Below are 16,230 nucleotides of genomic sequence, written 5' to 3' on the forward strand. Positions count from 1 at the left end.
GCTTGGCCACTGCTTTTTTGGCTGCTGGTTTGGCTACAGCCTTTTTTGCTGCGGGCTTGGCCACTGCTTTTTTGGCTGCTGGTTTGGCTACAGCCTTTTTTGCTGCGGGCTTGGCCACTGCTTTTTTAGCTACGGGCTTGGCCACCACCTTTTTAGCGGCTGGTTTAACCGCCGCTTTGGCGGGTGCCGCTTTTTTGGCTGCGGGTTTGGCATTACTTTTTGCCGTTGTTGCCATCACTATTTCTCCTCTAAAAGTTAAACAACTGAGTTGCCACTTCGTGCAGAGTTTGCAAATGCACTTCCAAGACGTTGGGCATCTACGACTTATCCCGCTTTCAACTCCCGAAAAAACATTGCAAAGGGTTGATGATCGCGCTTCTCCGCTTGGTGCCGCTAATTCTAGAACAGTTTTTTTTTAAATGCGCAATATAGAGAGCAAATATTGAAAATATTTTTTGTAAATATTGTATCGAATCAAAACAATATCGGCTCGCTACAATCAGGGTAGGGTATGCTCAAGGGAGAATAAATCTGTTGTGCTTTCGCGCTCACGGATCAGGAAGCTTTCCCGTCCGTTGACCATTACTTCGGCAGCGCGGGCGCGTGAATTGTAGTTGGAACTCATTGACATGCCATAGGCGCCGGCAGAAAGGATGGCGAGCAGATCATCCTGTTGCAGGCCGAGGAGGCGTGCGTGACCGAGAAAATCACCGCTCTCGCAAACAGGGCCAACAATTTCATAAATATCTTTGGGGTCGTCACGGGGCACAACAGGCACGATGTCATGATATGCGTCGTAAAGTGCGGGGCGCATCAGGTCGTTCATTGCTGCGTCAACGATAGCAAAGTTTTTTTCGGCGCCATGCTTGAGATACTCGACGCGCGTCAATAATAATCCGGCATTGCCGACCAATGCGCGGCCCGGTTCCAGCAGAATGGTATGTGTGCGGCCTTGCAACTTGGCGAGCAGGGTATCGATATAGTCCGCTATCAGTGGCGGTGTTTCATCCTGATAACGAATACCGAGACCACCGCCCAGATCGAGATGCTCAAGTACGATGCCATCCGCTTCCAGCGCATCTACAAGCGTGAGTACACGATCAAGCGCATCTGCAAAAGGGTGCGTCTCCGTGAGCTGTGACCCAATGTGGCAATCGATACCTTTAATTTTCAGGTGTGGCAATGACGCAGCCAGACGATACAAGCGAAGTGCATCTTCGTGAGCAACACCAAATTTATTGCCTTTAAGGCCGGTGGAAATATAGGGATGGGTATTGGCATCCACGTCCGGATTGACGCGTAAACTTATCGGCGCAATCCTGTTCATGGTGCCGGCTATCTCATTCAAGCGCAGTAATTCGGCTTCGGATTCCACGTTGAAGCACAAAATTCCGTTATCCAGCGCCAGGCGAATTTCCTCTACTGTTTTCCCTACGCCGGAAAATACTACTTTGCCCGGGTCGCCGCCGGCTGCCAGGACACGTTGCAACTCTCCCCCGGAAACAATATCAAACCCTGCACCCAGGCGGGCAAACAGATTCAGAATGGCGAGATTGGGATTGGCCTTCATCGCATAGCAGATCAGATGGTTGCGCCCACGCAGTGCCTTGTCGAAATCCTGGAATGCTTGTGTCAATGCTGCATGCGAGTATACATAGCAGGGTGTGGAGTAGGTACTGGCGATAGCTACCAGATCCGCAGACTCAAGATGGAGATGATTGTGTTGCAGAGATAAAGGGTTCATTTAGCGGCAGGTTGCGCAGTGGGGGGATTTTCAGGAAGATATAAAGCGCCTTTTGTGCCGCACGCCGACAGCATTAGAAGCAACAAACAGGCTGCGCAATAGGATAGGGTGCGATGGCGCATGGGAACCTTTCAAAGTGGCGGAAACGCCTGTTCATTAATTAACACGGCATATTTTACCATGACCGAAACCGAATACCGCCAACTGGCTGACGCTGCCTTTACCCATATTGAATCAGTGCTGGAGCATGCCGATAATGATCTTGATTATGAATTGGCTGCGGGTGAGGTGCTGGAAATCGAGCTGGATAATGGTAGCAAGATCATTATCAATCGTCAGGCCGCAAATCAGGAAATCTGGGTTGCTGCCAAATCTGGCGGGTTTCACTACCGCTGGCAGGGTAATGCCTGGCGGAATACCCGTGATGGCAGCGAGTTGATGCAGACCTTGTCTGGTCTAATCGCGCAGCAGGGTGGTGGTGAGCTTCGCTTCGATTGATTTGTAAAAGTGGTATGGCGGCGATACTATCCTGCCATGGACAAAAGCGCAGCGCAGTTTTTTGATTTGATTGATCGCCTGGGCAACCTGGTGCGCGTCAATCTGCGTGCCACAGGCAGCATGTACGGACTGCAACCGGTACATTTGCAGGCGTTGATTTATCTCTCTATTGCTAATCGATACAGCAACACGCCACAGGCATTGACTGAATATCTTGGCCTTACCAAAGGCACTGTGTCGCAAAGTCTGCTGTTATTACATCGGCGTGGATTCATCGAGCGCCAGGCTGATCTGGGTGATAAACGCCTGGTGCGTCTTGCGCTCACCGAATCCGGCGCACAACTATTAAAAGAAATTCAGTTTGTGCCAGAATGGGCTCAAGTCGTCACTCGCATTGCACCGCAACGTAGCAAGATTGCCCTCGCGGTACTCAAGGAATTATTTCTCGCTCTTCAACTTGGTGCAGGCAACCGCAGTTTTGGCGTATGTAATACCTGCCAGTACAATTTGCATGAAGGTCCGCGCAGTTATCGCTGTGGACTTACTGAAGAAAAACTGAGTTTGCCCGATACGCGGATGATTTGTCGCGAACATCAGTCCCGACAAAAGTCGCGCCGCCGGGTGTAACTATCTAGCAGCTTGAGTTGCCTCAGATTGCATCAATGGTTCACCGCTACTTTCCATGACCATGCGCGCTGAAGAAAAAATCCTGACAAATATCAGTTTTTAGCATTCAAGAGGCGCTTTCATACGTCAGTTGATTTTTCGTGAAACCAAGTGCCTTAGCTTGGTCAACGCCATAGTTTCCGGTTAACCAAAACTCAACTACTTATATATGCTTCGGCGTATTTTGGCTGCTGCTCCGATAGCCTGCAAGGGCGCCAGCTGCATGGGTGTAATCGTATTGAGTAATGGAAATATGTCTGCGTTGCTATTTAGTGACACCTTGAATTTTCAGTATCTCATTGTTTCATCAGATAAACATTGTATTCAATAAGCGTTCATTGTCTCTAACGAGAGACAAATTACAGCGTCCCCATTCCCCGTCTTGAGTCTGTTTCAAAACAATCCTTTTGTTTATCAATGACATTTTGGTTTGGTTCGCATTTTGCTAACGCTATCGAAGTGTCGATTCATTCCATAAAACGGATGGAATGAATCGGCCCGCAAACATACGCGTTTAGACACGCCAAAAATATAGAGGGAATGAAAATGGCAAATAGAAAAGCGCAATTTTTACCCTGTCTTATAGCTCAAAAGCATGTTGATGGGGCATTGGAGGGGTGCTCAAATCATGCCTTGCCAAAGGAGAACAAGCAGCGCGGTAGAGTAATTGATATGAAGTATAAGAATGAATTATTCACATCTCCAGATATTGGGGGGCATATGGGACGAGCAGTATTGCTTCTGGATGAGTGCGGCCTTATTAAATATTGTAGTCCGGCTGCGCTCAACTACTTTGGTGTGAGTTTGCAGGTAATGATCGGCAAATCCGTGACCAGTTTATTGCCGGAATTTCCAGGCGGGCCATCCGCGCCGGACGATAACCCGGCTTATATCTCATCAGTGTCTGGGAATGAGGACGGAAAGTGGCAGGCCTGTCACGGATGCGACAGTAAAGGCAGAAAGTTTTCTCTGGAAATGACGCAGGTGCAGCTGGAACTGGAGGGCCGTAATTTTCTGCTTCTCGAAATGCGCAGGCAACAAACACATGCGGATGCGCAGGAACAGCTGCACCGTATTCAGGAAGTCTCCGAGCTAAGCGCTGATGCGGTGGTGATTACAAATACTGAAGGCGTAATCGTATATGTGAATGCAGCATTCGAGGCGTTGTCAGGTTATCGCAAAGAGGAAGCAATCGGCCGAACCCATGCCATTCTGAAAACGGGGAAGCACGACGATAAATTTTACGCACACATGTGGGAAGTTTTGCTGACGAATGCGGTTTTTCGCGGCCAGTTTATTAATCGGCATAAAAATGGCACGCATTTCCACGAAGACAAGATTATTCGTCCGCTGCTCGATTCCAAAGGAAAAACGACCCATTTCATAGCGAGTGGCCGGGATGTGAGTGAGCGGGTAAAAATCATGCAGCGATTGGAGCACTTCGCCAACTATGACAGCTTGACCGGGTTGCCGAATCGAAATTTGTTCATGGATAGGTTGCAGCAGGCGCAGGCGCATGCATTCCGGAGTGGGGAAAATTTTGCCCTGTTGCTACTGGATGTCGATCGTTTCAAGGCGATCAACGATTCTTTTGGCCATGCAGTGGGGGATGTCATTTTACAAACTGCCGCGTTGCGGCTCAAACAATGTGTGCGTAATGAAGATACGGTTGCTCGTCTGGGCGGCGACGAATTTTGCCTGATACTGGAAAAAACCGCGTTACGGAGAGATGTCAAAAAGGTGCTTGAAAAAATCAGCGTGATGTTACGGGAGCCGCTCACGGTAGATGGCCATGATATCGCTATTCAGGCCAGCATAGGCGTTGCGTTTTACCCCGAACATGGAGAGGACGGCCACACTTTGCTTAAGCAAGCCGATGACGCCATGTATCGAATCAAGGCAAATGGAGGCGATGGCTATTTATTTGTTGATAAGAAGGAAACCCGGCGTCGTGCTGGCAATGACGGATTTTTTGCGGGTGGATAGCCCGGATTTACTTATACGAAATAATTTTCTGGGACTTGCTGAATTAAATGTATGTCGGACCTGTTCGGAATCGGCTTTCCACAGTGCAAACAAATCGCACTTCAGTAATTAAACCCACTTTCAATCCTGGCTGGTAATTCAAGTCAGAGATAAATACCGGGAGAACCAAAATGGCTGAAATTCTTGATCCGCGACAGAATTATCTTCTCGCTGCAATGCCTCCGGAAGAGTTTGATCATATTGCACCACACCTTGAGATTGTATCCATGCCCTACACGGAAATTTTGTACGATTGTAACGAGGAATTGCAGTATGCCTATTTCCCCACCAGCGCCACGGCCTCGTTGCTTTGCGGTCTGGAAGACGGGGTGTCGGTAGAAGTTGCCGTGGTGGGAAACGAAGGTGTACTGGATGTTTCGACGTTCATGGGTTATAACGCGGCACTTACCATGGCTACAATACAGACTGCCGGTCACGGTTATCGACTTTCGGCGAAAGTACTGAAACGGGAGTTCGACCTGGGCGGATCATTGCAGCACCTGCTGATGCGCTACACGCGTACGCTGATCATACAGATGGCGCAGACAACTGCCTGCAACCGCCGACATTCAGTGGAACAGCAGTTGTGCCGCTGGCTGCTGCAGAATTTTGATCGGGTGCATTCCGGTAGCCTGGCCATGACACAGGAATTAATTTCCAACATGCTTGGGGTGCGCCGCGAAAGTATTACTGAGGCGGCGCGCAAACTGCAAACAGATGGTCTGATTAGTTACTGTCGCGGGCACATTAAGGTCCTGGATAGGCCGGGCCTGGAAACCCATGTTTGCGAATGCTATGACGTCGTTAAAAAAGAGTCGGACCGGTTTTTCTCCGACTTGAATATCCCTCGCTATGCCGGTGAGATGGCTCGGTGCAATGCTTAACTGAGAACGCTTCTACCTCGTGCAATTGCTGCTCTCACCTGGGCCGGGGCGGTGCCTCCGATGTGGTCGCGGCTGTTCATCGAACCTTCCAGAGAGAGCACGGTGTAAATATCCGCTTCAACCAAGGGCGAAAACTGCTGCAAATCTGTCAGCGATAAATCAGCCAGATCGCAGTTTTTTGTTTCCGCATGGCGTACTGCCAAGGCGACTGCTTCATGTGCGTCACGAAACGGTAGGCCTTTTTTTACCAGATAGTCGGCGAGATCGGTGGCGGTGGCAAATCCCTGGAGTGCGGCAGCTCGCATGGCATCAGGTTTGACACGGATGCCAGGTAACATTTCAGCAACAATGGCCAGGGTGTCGATCAGCGTGTCTACCGTGTCGAACAGCGGCTCCTTGTCTTCCTGGTTATCCTTGTTGTAAGCCAACGGTTGGCCTTTCATGAGCGTGAGTAAAGCCACCAGATGGCCGTTGACGCGTCCGGTTTTGCCGCGGATCAATTCCGGCACGTCCGGATTTTTTTTCTGCGGCATGATGGAAGAGCCTGTGCAGAAGCGGTCGGCCAGATCAATGAAGCCGAAGCGTGGACTCATCCAGAGGATCAGTTCTTCGGATAGGCGTGACAGGTGCGTCATGATCAGGCTGGCGCAAGCGGTGAATTCAATGGCGAAGTCGCGGTCGGAAACGGCGTCCAGCGAATTCTCGCAGATGCCATCAAAGCCCAGATCACGCGCAACCATGGCTCGATCAATCGGGTAGCTGGTGCCAGCCAGCGCGGCCGCGCCGAGAGGCAGACGATTGACACGTTTACGGCAATCGATGAGGCGCTCGGTATCGCGTTTCAGCATTTCAAAATAAGCCATGAGATGGTGGCCGAACGATACAGGTTGGGCGACCTGCAGATGGGTGAAGCCGGGCATTACGACGTCAGCATTGGCTTCAGCGACATCCAGCAGCGCGCCCTGTGTCTGACGCAGCAGGCCGAGCAGGCCATCAATATTGTGGCGAAGGTAAAGACGGATGTCGGTCGCCACCTGGTCATTGCGCGAACGACCGGTATGCAGGCGCTTGCCGGCGTCGCCAACTTTTCCGGTGAGCGCTTTTTCAATGTTGAGGTGGACGTCTTCCAGATCCAGCGACCACTGGAATTGCCCTGCGTGAATTTCTGCAAGTATTTCATTCAGGCCGCGCTGAATGGCGGCCAGATCATCAGCGCCGATGATGTGCTGATGTGCGAGCATGGCGGCATGTGCCAATGAGCCCTGAATATCGAATTCGGCCAGGCGATAGTCGAAACCGATGGAAGCGGTGTAGCGCTTGACGCGCTCGGAAACCGGTTCGGTGAAACGGCCTGACCAGAGTGAAGGGGTATCTTGCGGGGTATGGGGCATATCGAGAGACCTGATCAATAAAGGGGTTCGGCCAGAAAACTAAAGCCAGCAGAGTTTTGGCCGAATACAGCACATTGCTGCACAATACCCGGATTATGCCAAAGCCCGCCGTTCCCGACTATCCCGCCCAGTTACCGGATTTCTGCAATCTGGGCATTACGCTGCGTATCCTGGCCGGTGTCGAGGGGCTCACCCTGGCGGCAGCCTGGCTGCGTGCTGATACGTTAAGTAACGTGTGGCGCTTGTTTGTCGAACAGTCAGTGATCGTGCAGCCGGCATTGCTGGTGATGTTGGCGTTGCTGTGTTTGGGTAAGCCCTGGCTAATGCGGCTGTCCTACAAAAAAGGTGTGATTTCAGTATTGCTGATGGCGTTTGCCAGTCATGCCATGGTCAAGGAGCTGATGGCTAATTTGTTTGCAGACATTGCGGTAAACAGTTTTGGTCTGCGTGATGTAATCAACGTCTTTCTGCTGACGGGCATGTTGCTGGGCTATTTTTACCTGCGCGGAAGAGCTCTGTCCCCCGCTTTATCCGAAGCGCGTCTGCAAGCTTTGCAGGCGCGCATACGCCCACATTTTTTGTTCAACAGCCTGAATGCGGTCCTCAGTCTGGTGCGCAGCGAGCCGCGCCGAGCCGAACAGGCATTGGAAAATCTCGCAGACCTGTTTCGCGTATTGATGGCGGATAACCGTCAGCTGGTGCCGCTGTCCAGCGAGGTTTCCCTGTGTAAACAATACCTGGAACTGGAAGCATTGCGTCTGGGCGAGCGGCTGCAAGTGGCCTGGCATATTGACAAGATGCCAGGTGAAGCGCTCATCCCGCCCCTGGTGTTGCAGCCACTTGTGGAAAATGCGGTCTATCACGGCATTGAACCAGCCAGCCAGCCCGGCGAGATCAGTATCAATTTGTACTGCAGTAGTGGCCAGGTGCATCTGGTGATCAGTAACCCGTATCAACGTGACGGGCGCCACCATGGCGGCAACAAGATGGCACTGGGCAATATCAAAAATCGCTTGATGCTGCATTTTGATGTTGAAGCCAGCCTCAAGACCCAGGTACGCGACGCGGCATATCAAGTACACATTACCTTGCCTTACCGGACTGCTACAAAGTGAACATGCCGCTGCAGATACTCATCGTGGACGACGAAACGCCGGCGCGGAATCGTTTGCGTGACCTGCTGACGGATTGTGCTGCAGAGTTGCCGACCACAGTGGTGGGCGAGGCGGCTAACGGTGTGCAAGCGCTGCAATTGCTTGAGCGCATGGCCGTGGATGTGGTGCTGCTGGATATTCGTATGCCGGTAATGGATGGGCTTGAGCTTGCCCAGCATCTGGGCAGGCTGGAGACGCCGCCCGCAGTGGTGTTTGCGACTGCTTATGACAGCTATGCCATCCAGGCCTTCGAATTGAGCGCAGTCGATTATCTGCTCAAGCCGGTCCGTAGCGAACGGTTGGTAACAGCGCTACGTAAAGCTCAGGCGATCAATCCCGCTGTTGCCGCCATGTTGCGTCAACAGCATAGCGAAGCACGGCGGTTTCTCAGCGCATGCGAGCGGGGGCGAATCTTATTGGTGCCGGTGGAAGAGGTGGTTTATTTGCGTGCAGAGCAGAAATACGTGGCAGCCCGCACCCTGACCCATACCTATCTTCTGGATGAGTCGTTAATTAATCTGGAACAGGAATTCGGCGAAGCATTCGTACGTGTGCACCGGAATTGCCTGGTGGCACGCGATGCCATCGAAGGGTTTGTGATTCGGTCAGGAGAGTGTGAAAGCGCAGAACCGGCCGGTTGGGTGGTGCTGCTGAAAGGGCTGGAGGAAACACTGCCGGTCAGCCGCCGGCAGTACGCGGTCATCCGTCAATTCAAACGCTGAGTCGATCTGGCGCTGGCGACCTTTGCCAGTCCTGCATCAATTGCGTCATCCAGAAAGGCGCCATAGTAATCCACCGTCCCCAGGCCGATAAGCGGCTCTGCAGCCGGATTGCCACGATAGTCAAATACAACGACCGTAGGCGAGAGACCGATTCGGTGCAGTTTGGCAAAAGCGCCCTGAGTGGTGGGTTTGCCGTTGAAATCAATCAGGCTTTGTGAGCTGCCGACTTCTATCCGGCGCATCAGCACTTTTTTGGCGTATTCCGGATTGCGTTGCATGGGTAGCAGAAACTCGTTGAGCAGGCGTTCGCAATAGGGACAATGGAGGGAGCCAAACATTACCATGATTGGTACACCCCGGCTTTTTGCCAGCGCAGCATCTGCCTGCAGGTTGGTGCTGTAAGGCACGCTTGGCGTTTCCGCGCGTGCCGACGTCAGGCCGGTCCATGCTAGAATTCCGAGTAGAAATAGGGTGGTGAATTTCATCATTGCCATTACTCCCAGCGCAAATACGCTAATTATTGCTCCATTTTACGTGTAGGTCGTCTCTTGTTAAATAGTCCAAACTACCCGCTAACTACCCCGGATGAATTGATCATCGCTTCGCGCGAAAGCGCGCTCGCCATGTGGCAAGCTGAACACATTGCCGAACGCTTGCGTGGGCTTTATCCCGGTATGCGGGTGACCATTCTGGGAATGACAACGCAAGGCGACCGGATACTCGACTCTCCTTTGAGTAAGATTGGTGGAAAAGGTTTATTCGTCAAGGAGCTGGAAACAGCAATGACGGAAGGGCGGGCGCATATTGCCGTGCATTCCATCAAGGACGTGCCGATGAATTTGCCTGAAGGTTTCCAGCTTGCCGCAATAGGTGAACGCGAAGACCCGCGCGATGCTTTCGTCTCCAGCACGTATGCCAGTCTTGATACATTACCCGCAGGCGCACGGGTCGGCACCTCCAGCCTGCGCCGCGAATGCCAGTTACGCGCACGTTACCCGCAATTAAGTATCGAGCCGCTACGCGGCAATGTGCAGACCCGTCTGCGTAAACTTGATGCGGGGCAATATGACGCCATTATTCTTGCTGCCGCCGGACTGAAGCGGTTGGGTTTGAATGCGCGCATCCGCGAGGAACTCAGTCCGGAACAGAGTTTGCCTGCGGTGGGTCAGGGCGCGCTGGGTATTGAATGTCTGGCAGGGCGTGATGATCTGCTGGCGTTGCTGGCGCCACTCAATCACGACGGCACCGCCGATTGCGTGCGCGCCGAACGCGCCATGAGCCGTACCCTGGGGGGCAGCTGCCAGGTACCCTTGGGCGCTTATGCTCAGATAGCGGACGGTGTTCTCAGTTTGCGGGGGTTTGTCGCGGAAATTGACGGTAGCCGCATCATTAGCGGCAGTGTAGCCGGACCCAGCCAGGATGCAGAACGCCTGGGCTGTCAATTGGCGGACCAACTTCTGGCACAGGGTGCGGGTGCAATTCTTGAGGCGTTATCTGTATGAGCGCCTCATTGAACGGGCGTGGCGTACTGGTGACCCGCCCCGCACATCAGGCGGCGCCGCTGGCGGAACTGATCGTCGCTGCAGCGGGCAAACCGGTATTGTTTCCGGTATTGGAAATTCTAGATGCGGACGATTTGCTGCCACTGTATGCATTGATTGATCGGCTGGATAGCGTGGATATGGCCATTTTCATCAGCCCGAATGCGGTCAACAAGGCAATGAATCTGATCAAGTCGCGCCGCGAATTGCCGGCCACACTCAAAATTGCCGCGATCGGCCGCGGCAGCAGCAAGGAGCTGAAACACTTTGGTATTACCGATATTATTGCGCCTACGACGCGCTTTGACAGTGAGAATCTGCTGGAAATGCCGCAGTTACAGGATGTCGCAGGCCAACGCATCGTCATTTTCCGCGGTGATGGCGGTCGCGAGGTCTTGGGCGATACCCTGGCTGCGCGCGGCGCGCGTATCGAATATGCTGAATGCTATCGGCGTAGCCGTCCTAATGCATCGGCAGGTGGATTGCTGCGACAGTGGTCGCGCAATGAAATTAACGCGGTGACCGTTACCAGCGCAGAGGGCTTGCGTAATCTTTACGACATGCTGGGCAAGCTGGGACGTCAATGGCTGAAGACTACACCGGTGTTTGTGCCGCACCCCCGTATTCTGGAAGTTGCGCGTGAATTGGGGTTGGAGTGCGCAGTGGCGACCCCGGTCGGAGATGAGGGGCTGGTACAGGGGATGATTGAATGGTTCAGGGTCCATCCATGAGTGAACAACCACAAGCTGACGATAAGCCGGATTTCCTCGACTTCCTGGGGCGCATACGTCCTGCGTTGATAGTGGCCATTCTGGCGCTGGGCATCGCAGCTTGGCAGTGGTGGGACAGCAATACCCGCATCCACCAGTTGCAGACCGAATTGGGGCAACGCTTGGCCGCTTCCAGTAACGTCGAGCAGGAAAGCCGCGTGTTGAGCAAACAGGCGATGGAGACGACGCGCGAACTATCGGTCAAGCTGGGTGAGATACAGGGCAAGCTGGCTGATTCGCAAAATCAGCAGTTGGCACTGCAAGCCTTGTATCAGGATCTGGCGCGTAGTCGCGATGAGTGGACTTTGGCAGACATCGAGCAGATTGTCCTGTCAGCCAGTCAGCAATTACAGTTGGCCGGGAATGCCAAAGCCGCGCTGATTGCATTGCGTAGCGCAGAAACGCGGCTGCAGCGTCTGAACAAGCCTCAGTTTGCGATGCTGAAGCGCGCACTTGCCGATGATATTTTGCGCCTGCAGGAAGTGCCCCAGATCGATACCGTGGGTATCGCACAACGTCTGGATACGTTGATTGCCGGAGTGGATGATCTCCCCATTGCCAGCGATCATGAAATTCCGGTTGCCCAGCCTCGTGTGGGCAATCCTCAGCAGGGAAGCACCGCAAACCGTTTTGGACGCGAAGTATGGCAAGAACTCAAAGGGTTGGTGCAGGTGCGCCGCATGGATACCCCCGATATCGCTTTGCTGGCGCCCACGCAGGTGTATTTCCTTCGGCAAAATCTGAAGCTGCGGCTGCTTACTGCACGCATCGCATTGCTGGCCCACGATGAAGCCAGTTACAAATCCGATCTTCAGGCCGCGCAGAATTGGGTGAAACGCTATTTCAATGACAGCGATGCACGCGTGAAAAAGACGTTGCTCAGCCTTGGAAAATTGACCAACAGCCCGGTCAGCATCGAGTTGCCCTCTTTGTCGGAAAGTCTCTCGGCACTGCAATCGAGCCGTATAGGTAGCAACAAATAATGCGCGCGCTCATCTGGATAGTGGTGCTTTTTGCGATGGCGGTCGGCTTCACCCTGGCAGGCAAGTATGATCCGGGCTATGCAGTATTGGTTTACCCGCCGTATCGGGTTGAACTTTCGCTTACGCTTATGGTGGCTGTATTTCTGGTGTTGCTGGTATTCGGGCACCTGTTTTTTCGGCTGGTCTCGGTGAGTCTGAATTTGCCGGAACAGGTGCGCACTTCGCACGCCAGGCAACGCGAACAAAAGTCACGCGAAGCGCTCAGTCAGGCGCTGACCGCATTATTGGAAATGCGCTATCAGCACGCTGAAAAACGTGCCGCAGAAGCGCTTGCGCTGGATCCTGCGCAATGGCAGGCAGCATTAATAGCTGCACAGGCTGCTCATGCAGCCAAAGCGTATACACGTCGTGATGCCTATTTGGCGCAGCTTGAACAACTCGCACCGGGTCAGGCGATGGTGCGACTGGTGACCGAAGCCGGCTGCCTGCTGGATGAAGGTCGTGCCGAAGCCGCTGAGAAATGCCTTAAACAAGCCGCGCTGCTTGATCCTAAGCATGTTGCACTCCAGAAAATGCAGTTACGCGCACAGCAAATGCTGCAAAACCCGGATGGGGCGTCGTCGTAGCTAAAAGGCTTTTTTTGCTTTTCCTTCGTCCAGCAGGAACTGCCTGAAGGCCTGTGCTGTTGCCGACAGGCGTTTGTTTTTGCGATGGACGATGAACCAATAGCGCTGGATAGGGAAAAACGCCACGTCGAGTAACGCAAGGCGTTTGGTTTCCAGTTCCAGCGAAACAGTATGCAGCGAGACCACAGCCAAACCCATCCCGGCCTGTACGGACTGTTTGATGGCTTCATTCGTATTCATCACCAGCCCGGTAAGCGGGGCGATTTGATGAGACTGAAAAAATCTTTCGGAAGCGCTGCGGGTACCCGAACCCTCCTCACGTACTATCAAGGTCTCTTCAGCAAGGCGGCTGATCGGGATATTTTTTTGTCCCGCCAGTGGATTGTCCGGAGCGGCAATCACTACCAGCGGATTTTCCATAAAGGATTCGGCGATCAGGTCGTGTCCATCCGGTGGCTGTCCCATGATGGCCAGGTCGATTTCGTTCTGGTCGAGTTGACCCAGCAAGGCTTCGCGGTTGGTGACATCCAGATTGAGCGTGATTTGCGGATGCGTCTGACGGAAGCTGGCCAATAGCTGCGTGGCGAAATAATTCGCAGTGGACGCGACCGAGATTTTCAGGTTGCCGCGTTCCATGCCCTTGAGTTCGGCCAAGACCAGTTCCGCTTCGACGAGTTGTTCCGCGATCGCTCTGCTATAACGATACATCTCGCGCCCTGCTTCGGTCAGGTAAATTTTTTTACCGAGTTTCTCGAACAATGGCAGGCCGAGGCTTTCTTCCAGCAGCTTAATCTGCATGGAAACCGCTGGCTGAGTCAGATGCAATTCGCGCGCTGCACGGGAATAGCTTAGATTCCGCGCGACGGCTTCATAAATTTTTAATTGGCGTAGAGTAAGATGCAGCATACGGATATTATGTCATAAGTTAAAGCTTATGATAACAATCAAAATGATTGAATATATCTTATGGAATTATCCCTATACACTGTTCTCACTGTCGAATATGAGCCTATAAGCACTGCGCAGGTCTCGACGGGTAATTTAACTGTTAATTTTGGAGGTTGTTGATGGCTACTAAAACATACAACGCTGGTGTGAAGGAATACCGGCAGACTTATTGGACGCCGGATTACACCCCGCTGGACACCGACCTGCTGGCCTGCTTCAAGATCACTCCGCAAGCGGGTGTGGATCGTGAAGAAGTGGCCGCTGCCGTGGCTGCGGAGTCGTCGACCGGTACCTGGACCACTGTCTGGACCGATCTGCTGACCGATCTGGATTACTATAAAGGTCGTGCCTATCGCATCGAAGACGTGCCTGGCGATGACACCTGCTTCTACGCGTTTGTGGCATACCCGATCGACCTGTTCGAAGAAGGTTCCGTGGTCAACGTGCTGACCTCTCTGGTGGGTAACGTATTCGGCTTCAAAGCCCTGCGTGCCCTGCGTCTGGAAGACGTGCGCTTCCCTATTGCTTACGTTAAAACCTGCGGTGGACCACCTGCAGGTATCCAGGTTGAGCGTGATCGCCTGAATAAATATGGTCGTCCGTTGCTGGGCTGCACCATCAAGCCCAAGCTGGGCCTGTCCGCGAAGAACTACGGTCGTGCAGTATACGAATGCTTGCGTGGCGGTCTGGATTTGACCAAAGACGACGAGAACGTTAACAGCCAGCCGTTCATGCGTTGGCGCGATCGTTTCGAATTCGTAGTAGAGGCTTGCCAAAAAGCTGAACGCGAAACAGGCGAGCGTAAAGGCCACTATTTGAACGTGACCTCACCGACGCCGGAAGAAATGTACAAGCGTGCAGAATTTGCCAAGGAACTCGGCGCGCCAATCATCATGCACGACTACCTGACCGGCGGCCTGACGGCAAATACCGGTTTGGCTAACTGGTGTCGTGACAATGGCATGCTGTTGCACATTCACCGCGCCATGCACGCCGTGCTGGACCGCAATCCGCACCACGGTATTCACTTCCGCGTATTGACCAAAGTGTTGCGTCTGTCAGGTGGTGATCACCTGCACTCCGGCACCGTGGTCGGCAAGCTGGAAGGTGATCGTGAAGCCACATTGGGCTGGATCGACACCATGCGCGACAGCTTCATTAAAGAAGACCGCAGCCGTGGCCTGTTCTTTGATCAGGACTGGGGTTCAATGCCTGGTGTGTTCCCGGTAGCTTCCGGCGGTATCCACGTATGGCACATGCCGGCACTCGTTTCCATCTTCGGTGACGACGCCTGCCTGCAATTCGGTGGCGGCACACTGGGTCACCCATGGGGTAACGCTGCTGGTGCAGCAGCCAACCGTGTTGCGCTTGAGGCTTGTGTGGAAGCACGCAACCAGGGCGTTGAAATCGAAAAAGAAGGCAAGGACATCCTGACCAAGGCCGCGACACACAGCCCAGAGCTGAAGATTGCCATGGAAACCTGGAAAGAAATCAAGTTCGAATTCGACACCGTGGACAAGCTGGACGTCGCGCACAAGTAATTAGGCGATATTGTCGCAGAGGCATCCCGGACGTAAATAAAAAGCTTCCGGGATCAAATTACCGAATTAAAAGGAAATAAAATGTCTGAAGTCATGGATTACAAAAGTCGCGTAAGCGATCCCGCCAGCCGGAAATTCGAAACTTTCTCCTATTTGCCTGCAATGGAACCGGAAAGCATCCGCAAACAGGTGGAATATTTGGTACAGAAAGGCTGGAACCCGGCCATCGAACACACTGAGCCTGAGTACTTGATGGACTCTTACTGGTATATGTGGAAACTGCCGATGTTTGGTGAAACCGATGTGGAAAAAGTGCTGGCTGAAGCCGAGGCATGTCATAAAGCCAACCCCAATAACCACGTGCGTTTGATTGGTTATAACAATTTTAACCAGTCCCAAGGCGCATCCATGGTGATCTTCCGCGGCAAGACTATTTAAAGTCGCGGCGCGGGCAACCGTAGCGAAGCCCCCGCTGCCGTGAGGCTGCGGGGGCTTTTTTGTGCGGGAAATTTAGTCTCTGAATCAAATCTGGTTCACAGCAGTTGAGCTAATTCCGCACACCTTAACCAATAAATAATTTCCAGATACGGAGTTCGACATGAGCGACACTATCGCGCAGTACCGCATCGAAAAAGAACCCTACTACCGCGGCGTGGCCGACGAAGTTGCGCTGTATCAAGCGGCCTACTCGGTGCGCATGCCGATGATGCTCAAAGGCCCCACCGGCTGCGGCAAGA

Annotated in this window: 18 protein-coding genes and 1 pseudogene; 14 read left to right on the forward strand and 5 right to left on the reverse strand. The window is 53.0% G+C overall.

Features of this window, described 5'->3' with window-relative positions; genetic code table 11:
• Nucleotides 1-419 (forward strand): hypothetical protein (locus tag ACYCZJ_RS15680; protein WP_461555161.1); only part of this gene is annotated, 419 nt, incomplete at its 5' end.
• A gap of 80 nt (nt 420-499) precedes the next feature.
• Here ACYCZJ_RS15680 and lysA read toward each other — a convergent pair.
• Nucleotides 500-1,744: a diaminopimelate decarboxylase gene (gene lysA, locus ACYCZJ_RS15685; RefSeq protein ID WP_461555162.1), complete on the reverse strand. Its 1,245-nt coding sequence runs from the start codon at nt 1,742-1,744 to the stop codon at nt 500-502.
• On the reverse strand, nt 1,741-1,866 hold the full coding sequence (gene lptM, locus ACYCZJ_RS15690; RefSeq protein WP_461555163.1) for an LPS translocon maturation chaperone LptM: 126 nt from the start codon (nt 1,864-1,866) through the stop codon (nt 1,741-1,743). Before lptM ends, lysA begins: the two co-directional genes overlap by 4 nt.
• Before the next feature lie 58 nt (nt 1,867-1,924).
• Between lptM and cyaY the strand changes: the two genes are divergently transcribed.
• From cyaY to ACYCZJ_RS15710, 4 genes are all read left to right on the forward strand, one after another.
• Nucleotides 1,925-2,242, forward strand: coding sequence for an iron donor protein CyaY (gene cyaY / locus ACYCZJ_RS15695; protein WP_461555164.1), 318 nt, complete (start codon nt 1,925-1,927; stop codon nt 2,240-2,242).
• Nucleotides 2,243-2,278: 36 nt separating this feature from the next.
• Entirely contained in the window at nt 2,279-2,869 is a 591-nt protein-coding gene (locus ACYCZJ_RS15700) for a MarR family winged helix-turn-helix transcriptional regulator (protein WP_461555165.1), read from the forward strand.
• A 585-nt stretch (nt 2,870-3,454) separates the two neighbouring features.
• Complete coding sequence (locus ACYCZJ_RS15705) at nt 3,455-4,894, forward strand: diguanylate cyclase domain-containing protein (protein WP_461555166.1); 1,440 nt, start codon at nt 3,455-3,457, stop codon at nt 4,892-4,894.
• Nucleotides 4,895-5,064: 170 nt separating this feature from the next.
• Entirely contained in the window at nt 5,065-5,817 is a 753-nt protein-coding gene (locus ACYCZJ_RS15710) for a Crp/Fnr family transcriptional regulator (protein ID WP_461555167.1), read from the forward strand.
• On the opposite strand, the gene argH is transcribed toward ACYCZJ_RS15710, so the two are convergent.
• Complete coding sequence (argH, locus tag ACYCZJ_RS15715; RefSeq protein ID WP_461555168.1) at nt 5,814-7,208, reverse strand: argininosuccinate lyase; 1,395 nt, start codon at nt 7,206-7,208, stop codon at nt 5,814-5,816. The two genes, ACYCZJ_RS15710 and argH, sit on opposite strands and share 4 nt — an antisense overlap.
• A gap of 95 nt (nt 7,209-7,303) precedes the next feature.
• On the opposite strand from argH, the gene ACYCZJ_RS15720 reads away from it, so the two are divergent.
• Both ACYCZJ_RS15720 and ACYCZJ_RS15725 read left to right on the forward strand, forming a co-directional pair.
• Nucleotides 7,304-8,323: a sensor histidine kinase gene (locus ACYCZJ_RS15720; protein WP_461555169.1), complete on the forward strand. Its 1,020-nt coding sequence runs from the start codon at nt 7,304-7,306 to the stop codon at nt 8,321-8,323.
• Between the two features lie 2 nt (nt 8,324-8,325).
• Nucleotides 8,326-9,084 (forward strand): LytR/AlgR family response regulator transcription factor, encoded by a 759-nt coding sequence (locus ACYCZJ_RS15725; protein WP_461555178.1) that lies wholly within the window; start codon nt 8,326-8,328, stop codon nt 9,082-9,084.
• Here the strand turns inward: ACYCZJ_RS15725 and ACYCZJ_RS15730 are convergent.
• Nucleotides 9,069-9,572 carry a thioredoxin family protein gene (locus ACYCZJ_RS15730; protein WP_461555170.1) on the reverse strand — a complete coding sequence of 168 codons (504 nt, stop codon included), beginning with the start codon at nt 9,570-9,572 and terminating at the stop codon, nt 9,069-9,071. The genes ACYCZJ_RS15725 and ACYCZJ_RS15730 overlap by 16 nt on opposite strands.
• 60 nt (nt 9,573-9,632) lie before the next feature.
• On the opposite strand from ACYCZJ_RS15730, the gene hemC reads away from it, so the two are divergent.
• Genes hemC through ACYCZJ_RS15750 form a run of 4 tightly spaced genes read left to right on the forward strand, consistent with a single transcriptional unit; the run spans nt 9,633 to nt 13,004 of the window.
• A complete protein-coding gene (hemC, locus tag ACYCZJ_RS15735) occupies nt 9,633-10,586 on the forward strand; it encodes a hydroxymethylbilane synthase (RefSeq protein WP_461555171.1) in 954 nt (317 codons plus the stop codon).
• Nucleotides 10,583-11,356: a uroporphyrinogen-III synthase gene (locus tag ACYCZJ_RS15740; protein WP_461555172.1), complete on the forward strand. Its 774-nt coding sequence runs from the start codon at nt 10,583-10,585 to the stop codon at nt 11,354-11,356. The genes hemC and ACYCZJ_RS15740 overlap by 4 nt, the downstream gene beginning before the upstream one ends.
• Nucleotides 11,353-12,378 (forward strand): uroporphyrinogen-III C-methyltransferase, encoded by a 1,026-nt coding sequence (locus tag ACYCZJ_RS15745; protein WP_461555173.1) that lies wholly within the window; start codon nt 11,353-11,355, stop codon nt 12,376-12,378. The genes ACYCZJ_RS15740 and ACYCZJ_RS15745 overlap by 4 nt, the downstream gene beginning before the upstream one ends.
• The gene (locus tag ACYCZJ_RS15750; protein ID WP_461555174.1) at nt 12,378-13,004 is read left to right on the forward strand and encodes a heme biosynthesis HemY N-terminal domain-containing protein; all 627 of its coding nucleotides are present in this window, start codon (nt 12,378-12,380) and stop codon (nt 13,002-13,004) included. The genes ACYCZJ_RS15745 and ACYCZJ_RS15750 overlap by 1 nt, the downstream gene beginning before the upstream one ends.
• Here the strand turns inward: ACYCZJ_RS15750 and ACYCZJ_RS15755 are convergent, their stop codons facing one another.
• The gene (locus tag ACYCZJ_RS15755) at nt 13,005-13,910 is read right to left on the reverse strand and encodes a LysR family transcriptional regulator (protein ID WP_461555175.1); all 906 of its coding nucleotides are present in this window, start codon (nt 13,908-13,910) and stop codon (nt 13,005-13,007) included.
• Between the two features lie 161 nt (nt 13,911-14,071).
• Here ACYCZJ_RS15755 and ACYCZJ_RS15760 point away from each other — a divergent pair, with 161 nt between their 5' ends.
• The 3 genes and pseudogenes from ACYCZJ_RS15760 to ACYCZJ_RS15770 form a co-directional block, all read left to right on the forward strand.
• Nucleotides 14,072-15,493 carry a form I ribulose bisphosphate carboxylase large subunit gene (locus ACYCZJ_RS15760; protein WP_461555176.1) on the forward strand — a complete coding sequence of 474 codons (1,422 nt, stop codon included), beginning with the start codon at nt 14,072-14,074 and terminating at the stop codon, nt 15,491-15,493.
• 81 nt (nt 15,494-15,574) lie between these two features.
• The gene (locus ACYCZJ_RS15765) at nt 15,575-15,931 is read left to right on the forward strand and encodes a ribulose bisphosphate carboxylase small subunit (RefSeq protein ID WP_461555177.1); all 357 of its coding nucleotides are present in this window, start codon (nt 15,575-15,577) and stop codon (nt 15,929-15,931) included.
• Between the two features lie 160 nt (nt 15,932-16,091).
• Nucleotides 16,092-16,230: pseudogene (locus ACYCZJ_RS15770) on the forward strand (AAA family ATPase); the annotation flags it as partial.

The sequence above is a fragment of the Sulfuriferula sp. genome, from assembly GCF_054605375.1.

Excerpts from the sequence above, each read along its gene's own strand:
- lysA (WP_461555162.1), bottom strand. The coding sequence starts at position 1,744 with ATGAACCCTTTATCTCTGCAACACAATCATCTCCATCTTGAGTCTGCG.
- lptM (WP_461555163.1), bottom strand. The coding sequence starts at position 1,866 with ATGCGCCATCGCACCCTATCCTATTGCGCAGCCTGTTTGTTGCTTCTA.
- cyaY (WP_461555164.1), top strand. The coding sequence starts at position 1,925 with ATGACCGAAACCGAATACCGCCAACTGGCTGACGCTGCCTTTACCCAT.
- ACYCZJ_RS15700 (WP_461555165.1), top strand. The coding sequence starts at position 2,279 with ATGGACAAAAGCGCAGCGCAGTTTTTTGATTTGATTGATCGCCTGGGC.
- ACYCZJ_RS15705 (WP_461555166.1), top strand. The coding sequence starts at position 3,455 with ATGGCAAATAGAAAAGCGCAATTTTTACCCTGTCTTATAGCTCAAAAG.
- ACYCZJ_RS15710 (WP_461555167.1), top strand. The coding sequence starts at position 5,065 with ATGGCTGAAATTCTTGATCCGCGACAGAATTATCTTCTCGCTGCAATG.
- argH (WP_461555168.1), bottom strand. The coding sequence starts at position 7,208 with ATGCCCCATACCCCGCAAGATACCCCTTCACTCTGGTCAGGCCGTTTC.
- ACYCZJ_RS15720 (WP_461555169.1), top strand. The coding sequence starts at position 7,304 with ATGCCAAAGCCCGCCGTTCCCGACTATCCCGCCCAGTTACCGGATTTC.
- ACYCZJ_RS15725 (WP_461555178.1), top strand. The coding sequence starts at position 8,326 with ATGCCGCTGCAGATACTCATCGTGGACGACGAAACGCCGGCGCGGAAT.
- ACYCZJ_RS15730 (WP_461555170.1), bottom strand. The coding sequence starts at position 9,572 with ATGATGAAATTCACCACCCTATTTCTACTCGGAATTCTAGCATGGACC.
- ACYCZJ_RS15740 (WP_461555172.1), top strand. The coding sequence starts at position 10,583 with ATGAGCGCCTCATTGAACGGGCGTGGCGTACTGGTGACCCGCCCCGCA.
- ACYCZJ_RS15745 (WP_461555173.1), top strand. The coding sequence starts at position 11,353 with ATGAGTGAACAACCACAAGCTGACGATAAGCCGGATTTCCTCGACTTC.
- ACYCZJ_RS15750 (WP_461555174.1), top strand. The coding sequence starts at position 12,378 with ATGCGCGCGCTCATCTGGATAGTGGTGCTTTTTGCGATGGCGGTCGGC.
- ACYCZJ_RS15755 (WP_461555175.1), bottom strand. The coding sequence starts at position 13,910 with ATGCTGCATCTTACTCTACGCCAATTAAAAATTTATGAAGCCGTCGCG.
- ACYCZJ_RS15760 (WP_461555176.1), top strand. The coding sequence starts at position 14,072 with ATGGCTACTAAAACATACAACGCTGGTGTGAAGGAATACCGGCAGACT.
- ACYCZJ_RS15765 (WP_461555177.1), top strand. The coding sequence starts at position 15,575 with ATGTCTGAAGTCATGGATTACAAAAGTCGCGTAAGCGATCCCGCCAGC.